Source organism: Streptomyces sp. NPDC059853, assembly GCF_042731495.1.
Lineage (GTDB): Bacteria > Actinomycetota > Actinomycetes > Streptomycetales > Streptomycetaceae > Streptomyces.
This window is the reverse complement of sequence record NZ_JBHWJL010000162.1, coordinates 1-7,253: the sequence shown is the minus strand read 5'-3', so window position 1 is coordinate 7,253 and position 7,253 is coordinate 1. Positions and strand designations below refer to the sequence as shown.

The 7,253-nt window shown below is 71.6% G+C and carries 6 protein-coding genes; all 6 read right to left on the bottom strand.

Annotation, left to right across the window (positions count from 1 at the left end):
- Positions 1-138 precede the first annotated feature (138 nt).
- The 6 genes from rdgB to ACFV5N_RS17565 are packed head-to-tail and all read right to left on the bottom strand — an operon-like array spanning position 139 to position 7,119.
- Positions 139-741: an RdgB/HAM1 family non-canonical purine NTP pyrophosphatase gene (gene rdgB, locus ACFV5N_RS17590; protein WP_385600313.1), complete on the bottom strand. Its 603-nt coding sequence runs from the start codon at positions 739-741 to the stop codon at positions 139-141.
- A gap of 8 nt (positions 742-749) precedes the next feature.
- Positions 750-2,852, bottom strand: a complete 2,103-nt coding sequence (locus tag ACFV5N_RS17585) for a beta-galactosidase (RefSeq protein WP_385600310.1) — start codon at positions 2,850-2,852, stop codon at positions 750-752.
- A 34-nt stretch (positions 2,853-2,886) separates the two neighbouring features.
- Positions 2,887-3,786, bottom strand: coding sequence for a carbohydrate ABC transporter permease (locus ACFV5N_RS17580; protein WP_385600308.1), 900 nt, complete (start codon positions 3,784-3,786; stop codon positions 2,887-2,889).
- Positions 3,783-4,658 carry a carbohydrate ABC transporter permease gene (locus ACFV5N_RS17575; protein ID WP_385600306.1) on the bottom strand — a complete coding sequence of 292 codons (876 nt, stop codon included), beginning with the start codon at positions 4,656-4,658 and terminating at the stop codon, positions 3,783-3,785. Before ACFV5N_RS17575 ends, ACFV5N_RS17580 begins: the two co-directional genes overlap by 4 nt.
- Complete coding sequence (locus tag ACFV5N_RS17570) at positions 4,655-6,034, bottom strand: ABC transporter substrate-binding protein (RefSeq protein ID WP_385600303.1); 1,380 nt, start codon at positions 6,032-6,034, stop codon at positions 4,655-4,657. The genes ACFV5N_RS17575 and ACFV5N_RS17570 overlap by 4 nt, the downstream gene beginning before the upstream one ends.
- A gap of 35 nt (positions 6,035-6,069) precedes the next feature.
- Complete coding sequence (locus ACFV5N_RS17565; RefSeq protein ID WP_385600300.1) at positions 6,070-7,119, bottom strand: LacI family DNA-binding transcriptional regulator; 1,050 nt, start codon at positions 7,117-7,119, stop codon at positions 6,070-6,072.
- Between the last annotated feature and the right edge of the window lie 134 nt (positions 7,120-7,253).

Sequence of the window (7,253 nt, the reverse complement as noted above, 5' to 3'; positions counted from 1 at the left end):
GGGGGGGGGGTCTGTGTGGGGTTTGGGGGGTGGGGGGTTTTCTGGGGGGGGGGGGGGGGGGGGGGGGGGGGGGGGGCGGGGGGGGGGGGGGGGGGGGGGGGGGCCCCGGCCCCCCCGCGGTCGGTGCGGCGTGGTGGGTCAGTGCAGCAGGGCGGCGACTTCGGGGGCCAGGGCGTGGAAGGCGCGGGCGCGGTGGCTGATGGCGTTCTTCTCCTCGGGGGTGAGCTGGGCGACGCTGCGGGTGTCGCCGTCGGGGGTGAGGATCGGGTCGTAGCCGAAGCCGCCGCCGCCGGCGGGGGTGTGGCGCAGGGTGCCGGTGAGGCGGCCTTCGACGACGCGTTCGGTGCCGTCGGGGAGGGCGAGGGCGGCGGCGCAGGCGAAGTGCGCGGCGCGGTGGGGGTGGTCGATGTCGGCGAGCTGGGCCAGCAGGAGGTCGAGGTTGGCGCGGTCGTCGCCGTGCCGGCCGGCCCAGCGGGCGGAGAAGATGCCGGGTGCGCCGCCGAGGACGTCCACGCACAGCCCGGAGTCGTCGGCGACGGCGGGCAGTCCGGTGGCCCGGGCCAGGGCGTGTGCCTTGAGCAGCGCGTTCTCGGCGAAGGTGACGCCGGTTTCCTTGACGTCGGGGACGTCGGGGTAGGCGTCGGCGCCGATGAGTTCGACGTCGAGGCCGGCGCCGGTGAGGATCGCGCGGAGCTCGGTGACCTTGTGGGCGTTGCGGGTGGCGAGGACGAGACGGTGCATGGCGGTGATTATCCGTGTTCGGCGAGGACGCGGACGTCCCAGGGGCCGAGGTGGAGGGTGTCGCCGGCGGGCAGGTCGGTGCCGGTGAGGACGTCCCGTACGGGGGTGGGCAGGGGGAAGGTGCTGGGGGTGAAGGACCAGTTGTGGACGAAGCGCAGCCGGGTGCCGTCGCCCGCGGTGGCGCCGGTGACGGTCTGGCTGTCGGCGGCGGGCCGCCAGCCGTCGCCGGTGCGCTTGCCCGCGGCCCAGGTGAGGACGGCGGCGGCGAGGGCGGGGTCGGGCACGGTGCCGACGCAGGTGATGCGGCCGGTGCCGTGGGCGCGGGTGGTGACGGCGGGCCAGCGGGAGAAGTGCGGGTGGCGGTAGCCGGCGAGGATGTCGGTGCCGTCGGCGGGGAGCAGTCCGTCGGCCCAGCGGGTGGCGGTGGCGCCGGCGGGCAGCCGCAGCGGGGAGTTGTCGGGGGTGGTGAGGGGCAGCGGGGTGCGCAGGGTGGAGAACTCGTCGTAGTGGACGCCGGCGGCGTCGCTGAGGTGGGCGGGTTTGCGTTCGGTGCGGGCGCGGGCCTCTTCGTCGCCGTAGCCGGTGTGGATGCCGAGGACGAGGTGGCCGCCGGCGGCGGCGTACTCCCGCAGCCAGCGCAGTTGGGTGTCGTCGGCGACGAGGAGGCCGGCGGCGACGAGCAGCGGGCGGGCGGCGGCGCAGGCGGCGGGGTCCTGGCCGAAGAGCTGCCGGGGGTGGATGAGGCCGCTCTGGAGTCCGGCGTCGAAGGCGCCGCGCTGGAAGGCGTCCAGGACGCTCTGGTAGGAGCGGGGGTCGGGTCCGCCGTCGGGGGTGGCGAGCAGGGGGTGTTCGGTGAGGGCGCGTTTGCTGTCGGCGGAGTACAGGAGGGTGACGTCGGTGTCGGGGGTGAGGGCGGCGACGAGGGCGCCGGCGCGGTCGAACTCGGCGCCGAGGGCGGCGAGTTGTTCGTAGGTGCGGCCGGGTTCCTGGCTGTGCGGGAGGATGCCGCCCCAGAAGGTCTCGGCGCCGTAGTGCAGGGTGTGCCAGTGCCAGTACTCGATCATGGTGGCGCCGCGGGAGACGAGGGCCCAGGCGGCCTGGCGCCACTGGCCGTCGTAGGCGGGTTCGTTGATCCAGGAGGGGCCGATGGCCTGGGCGTTGGTCTCGGTGACGAGGAACGGTTCCTGGCGGGAGGCGTACATGCGGTCGGCGGTGGCGTACAGGGCCCAGGTGCCGTGGGTGGTCCAGCTCTGGCCGGGGTCGGTGGGGCTCGCGGGAAGCTGGAGGCTGTCCTGCATGCGGTAGTAGGGGTTGCCGGCGGTGATGTCGAGGCGGGCGGTGAGGTCCTCGTCGCGGACGGTGGGGCGTTCGTAGGAGATGCAGGTGGTGACGAACTGGCCGGGGCGGGCGTCTTCGCGCACGACGTCGGCCTGCCAGCCGATGAAGGCGGTGGTGAGGTCGTCCTGGAAGCGGCGCCAGGCGAGGGAGTACTGGGGCTGGGCGTTGCCGTCGGGGGTCCACAGGTCGGCCCAGGTGGCGAGGCGGTGGGACCAGTAGGTGAGGCCCCAGGCGCGGTTGAGTTCCTCGACGGTGCCGTAGCGCTCGCGGAGGTGGTCGGTGAAGCGCTGGAAGACGCCGTGGTTGTGGAAGATCTCGTTGCCGGGTTCGTTGTCGACCTGGTAGCCGATGACGGCGGGGTGGTCGGCGTAGCGCTGGACGATCTTGCGGATGACGCGTTCGGCGTGGAAGAGGAACGCGGGGTGGGTGTAGTCGATTTCCTGGCGGGCGCCCCAGCCGGCGCGGGCTCCGGTGCGGCGTTCGGTGTTGATCTCGGGGTAGGTGCGGGCGAGCCAGGGCGGGGCGGCGTAGGTGGGGGTGCCGAGGATGACCTGGATGCCGCGGGCGTGGGCGCCGTCGAGGACGGGCTGGAGCCAGTCGAGGTCGAAGACGCCGTTCTCGGGTTCCCAGGTGGACCAGACGGATTCGCCGACCCGGATGACGGTGAAGTGGGCGGCGGCCATGAGGTCGAGGTCTTCCTCCAGGCGCGGGGAGGGCTGGTACTCGTGGTAGTAGGCGGCGCCGAACAGGACCCGTGCGGGCAGGTGGGACATGGGGGTGTGGGGCCTTTCTGGGGGGGGTGGGCGGTCAGCCTTTGACGGCTCCGGCGGAGAGTCCTTCGAGCAGCTGTTTGCGCAGCAGCAGGAAGACGGCGATGGTCGGGACGGAGGCGAGGACGGCGCCGGGCAGGACCAGGTCGAAGGCGCGGCTCTCGGCCCGGAAGAGGATGTTGAGGCCGAGCGGCAGGGTGTACTGGTCGACGTCGGAGATGAGGACGAGCGGCCACAGGAAGCTGTTGTAGCTCTGGAGGAACTGCCAGACGGCGAGGGCGCCGAGGGAGGGGCGCAGCAGGGGCAGGACGACGCGGAGGAAGATGCCGAACTCGCTGTTGCCGTCGAGGCGGGCGGCTTCGAGGATCTCGTCCGGGATGGACTGGATGATGTACTGCTGCATCATGAAGATCCCGAAGGCGGGGGCGACCCAGGGGACGACGAGGGCGAACCAGGGGTTGGCGAGTCCTGACTTGACGACCAGGATGAACAGCGGGACGAGGATCACCGCGAACGGTACGGACAGCGAGCTGAACATGACGCCGAACAGCAACTTCTTGCCGGCGAAGCGGTATTTGGCGAAGGCGAAGCCGGCCAGTGCGCAGACCAGGACGGCGACGGTGGTGGCGATGAGCGCGGTGACGACGCTGATGGCGAACCAGCTCCAGAACGGCTGTCCGGTGAGCAGGTTGCGGTAGTTCTCGGTGGTGGCGGGGTCGGGGATCAGGGTGGGCGGGTAGTCGAAGATGTCGCCGCGGGGCTTGAAGGAGCCGGAGAGCGCCCAGACGAGGGGGGCGGCGAAGACGAGGAGCAGCAGGCCGAGGGTGCCGTAGAGGGCGATGCGGCCGGGGAGCGAGCGGCGGCGCCGGGGGGTGGGGGTGGGGCGCGGGGTGCCGGTACGGGTGCGGGTGCGGGTGTGGGTGTGGGTGGCGCTCATGCGGTCCTCCCGATGCGCAGCAGCCGGTTGAGGAGTTGGCTGAGGCCGAAGACGACGGCGAACAGCACCAGGCCGGCGGCGGCGGCGTAGCCGAACTGCTGGCGTTCGAAGGCGGCGCGGTAGACGAACTGGGCGACGGTCAGGGTGGCTTCGCCGGGTCCGCCGCCGGTGATGAGGTAGGGCTCGTCGAAGAGCTGGGCGGCGCCGATGAAGGAGGTCACCACGACGAAGGCAGTGACGGGCCGGATGGAGGGCAGGGTGACGGTGGTGAACTGCCGGACGGTCCCGGCGCCGTCGAGTTCGGCGGATTCGTACAGTTCGCGGGGGACGGCCTGGAGGGCGGCGAGGAAGAAGATGGTGAGGTAGCCGGTCCAGCGCCACAGCAGGACGAAGCTGATGGAGATCTTGGCGAGGGTGGGGTCGCCGAGCCAGTCGGCGCCGCCCCAGCCGAAGAGGGCGCGCAGGACGGAGTTGACGAGTCCGTATTCGCGGTCGAGCAGCAGGCTGTAGAGCAGGGCGATCACGATGGGTGACAGCACCATGGGGATGAAGAAGGTGACCCGGAAGAGATCGCGGGCGCGCAGGCCGCGGGTGTTGAGGAGCTGGGCGATGAGCAGGGCGGCGGGGACGACGAGGAAGAGCGAGACCAGCACGAAGATCAGGGAATTGCCGAGTGCGGTGTGGAAACTGGTGTCGCGGGCGAGGTCGGAGAAATTGGCGAAACCGATGAAGGTGGGGGTGCCGAGGCCGACCCATTCGGTGAGGCTGAGATAGCAGGCGACGGCGATGGGGACGACCATGAACAGGCCGTAGAGAAGGTAGAAGGGGGCGATGAAGGCGTAGGGCGCCCATTGTCTGCCGCGGGAGGTCATGACGATCCTCCTCGGTTGCGGGTCTGTCCCCGGAAATCGTCTTCGGCGTCTTTCAGGGCTTGTCGGGGTGAGGTGCGGCCCTGGTAGGCGCGCAGCAGATAGCCGCTGAGAACGGTTTCGAGAATGGTGCGGTCGGCGCTGAGATGGAGGACGGGCGCCTCGTCGATGATGTCCCGGTACACCTCGAACATGCGCTGGCCGCCGCAGTACTCGTCCTCGATGCGGGTGAGTTCCGGGTCGTTGAAGACGGAGCGGCGGCTGGGGAGGTAGCCGAGGACGGTGTAGCGGCGTACTTGTTCGGCGGGGGTGAGGTAGGCGGCCTTGATGAGGTCGACGCCGGCGAGGGTGTTGCGTTTGCCGCGCAGGGCGGCGAAGCCGGTGCCGCCGGCGAAGGAGGTGCGGCCTCCGCCGCCGGGGAAGACGGGCAGCGGGCGGATGCGCCACTGGCCGGACTGTTCGGGGACGTTGGCGATGAGCCCGTAGACCTTGTACCAGCTGGCCATCCACTGGCCGATGACTTTCCCGGTCTTCAGGGCGGCCTGCATGCTGGGGCCGTAGTAGTCGGAGACGGTGGTGAGGTAGCCGCGCTGGACGCCGTCGGCGAGGAAGCGCAGGGTGTCCTCGGCCTCGGGGGTGTCGAGGGTGAGGGCGCCGTCGGCGTCGAAGAGCCGGCCGCCGCGCTGGAGGAGCAGCATCTCGAAGGACTGGAGGACCTGCGGGAGGTCGCTGCCGGTGGGGACGGCGGCGATGGCGACGCCGTGCCGGTCGGCGAGGCGGGTGCCCGCGTCGGCGAGTTCGTCCCAGCTGCCGAGGTCGGTGGGCAGGTGGTGGCGGGCGAATTCGGGCTCGCGGTAGTAGTAGACGACCAGCGGCGCGTCGGAGTCGAGGGCGTAGAGGGCACCGTCCTTGCTGAACGGCTCGGTGCGCACGGTGAGCAGGTCGTCCCGGATGTCGGGGTCGAGGTGGCCGGTGAGGTCTTCGAGGAGTTCGGGGGCGATGTCGCCGCGCAGCAGCCGGGTGAAGGCGCCGATCTCGAAGCCGGCCACGTCGGGGGTGCCGCGGCCTGCGATGGCCTGGGCGATGGTCTTGGTGACCAGGTCGGCGGCGCCGGCCCGGGTGGGGTGGAGGCGCCAGGTGAAGGGGGAGCCGGAGGCGTTGGCCGCGGCTTCCCGGAAGAAGTCGACGTAGGCGTCGTCGTGGGTCCAGAACGCGAGGTCGGCACGTCCCGAGGTGAGGGGCTGGGCGGGGGCGGCGGAGCCGCAGGCGCTGAGTGCGGGGGTGAGGGCCGTGGCGGCGCCGAGGGCGCCGGCGGCGCGGAGCACATGCCTGCGGGATATGCCGGGCGGGGTGGGTGGCGGGTGGTGGGTGCGGGTCATCGTCGTCCCTGGTGTGCGGTGCCGGGTGGGCGGGTTCAGGCCGTGGCCGGCGGGGGTGCGGTGGAGGCGCGGTGGACGAGTTCGGCCGGGATGGTGAGACCGGCCGGGGCGTCGTCGGGGGCGGGGGCGTGGCCGATGGCGGCGACCAGCCGGTGCATGCCCTCGCGGGCGATGCGGGCGAAGTCCTGCCGGACGGTGGTGAGCGGTACGGAGAGGTAGCCGGCTTCGGGGATGTCGTCGAAGCCGATGACGCTGATGTCCTCGGGGACGCGCCGGCCGCTGCGTTCGATGGCGTGGACGGCGCCGATGGCCATCTGGTCGTTGGCGGCGAACAGCGCGGTGACGCCGCCGTCCTGGAGGAGTTCGCGGGTGGCCCGGTAGCCGGAGGCGGGGCTCCAGTCGCCGCGGCGCACCTCGGGGCGGGGCGCGCCCGCCAGTTCCAGGGCGGTGCGCCAGCCGCGTTCGCGGTAGCCGGTGACGGCCCAGCGGGGCGGCCCGGCGAGGTGGTGCACGGTGCGGTGGCCGAGCCGCAGCAGATGGGCGGTGGCCTCGGTGGCGGCGGTGATGTCGTCGTTGCCGACGAACAGCACGCGGGGTCCTCCGGTTCCGGCGCCGCCCGGTTCTGGCGGCTCCTCGGGCAGGTCGACGCGGAGGACGGGGATCTCGCGGGGAATGTGCCGGGCGATTTCCGCGGAGCCGATCGGGCCGCACAGGGCGATGGCGTCGATTCCGTGGCCGACCAATTGCCAGACGGCGCGCCCGGCTTCTTCCGGGTCGTGTTCGTCGGCGTGGATGACGCTCACGTCGTATCCCTCGGCGTGCGCGGCGCGTTGCAGTCCGCTGAGGAGGGAAGCGGGGCCGAAATAGCCGCTGCCGGTGGAGATGAGGCCGATTCTCCGGGAGCGCCGGGTGACCAGGGCGCGGGCGAAGGTATTGGGCCGGTAACCGAGGAGTTCTATCTCGCGCCGTACGCGGGCGCGCAGTTCCGGGGAGACGTGGGGTTCGTCGTTGACCACCCGGGAAACGGTTTTCTGGGACACCCCGGCCCGGCGGGCGACATCCCTCATGGATATGCGGCTCGTCATGCACCAGCTCCTTTGCCAGCGGCCCCGGTTGACTGCGCAGTCAACCGGTTGGCCGTTCGTTTAGGAGGGGTACTCGGAGACGTCAACGTTTAAGGCGGAAAATAGTTCGGGTTTATGTAAATAAGTAGGGATAC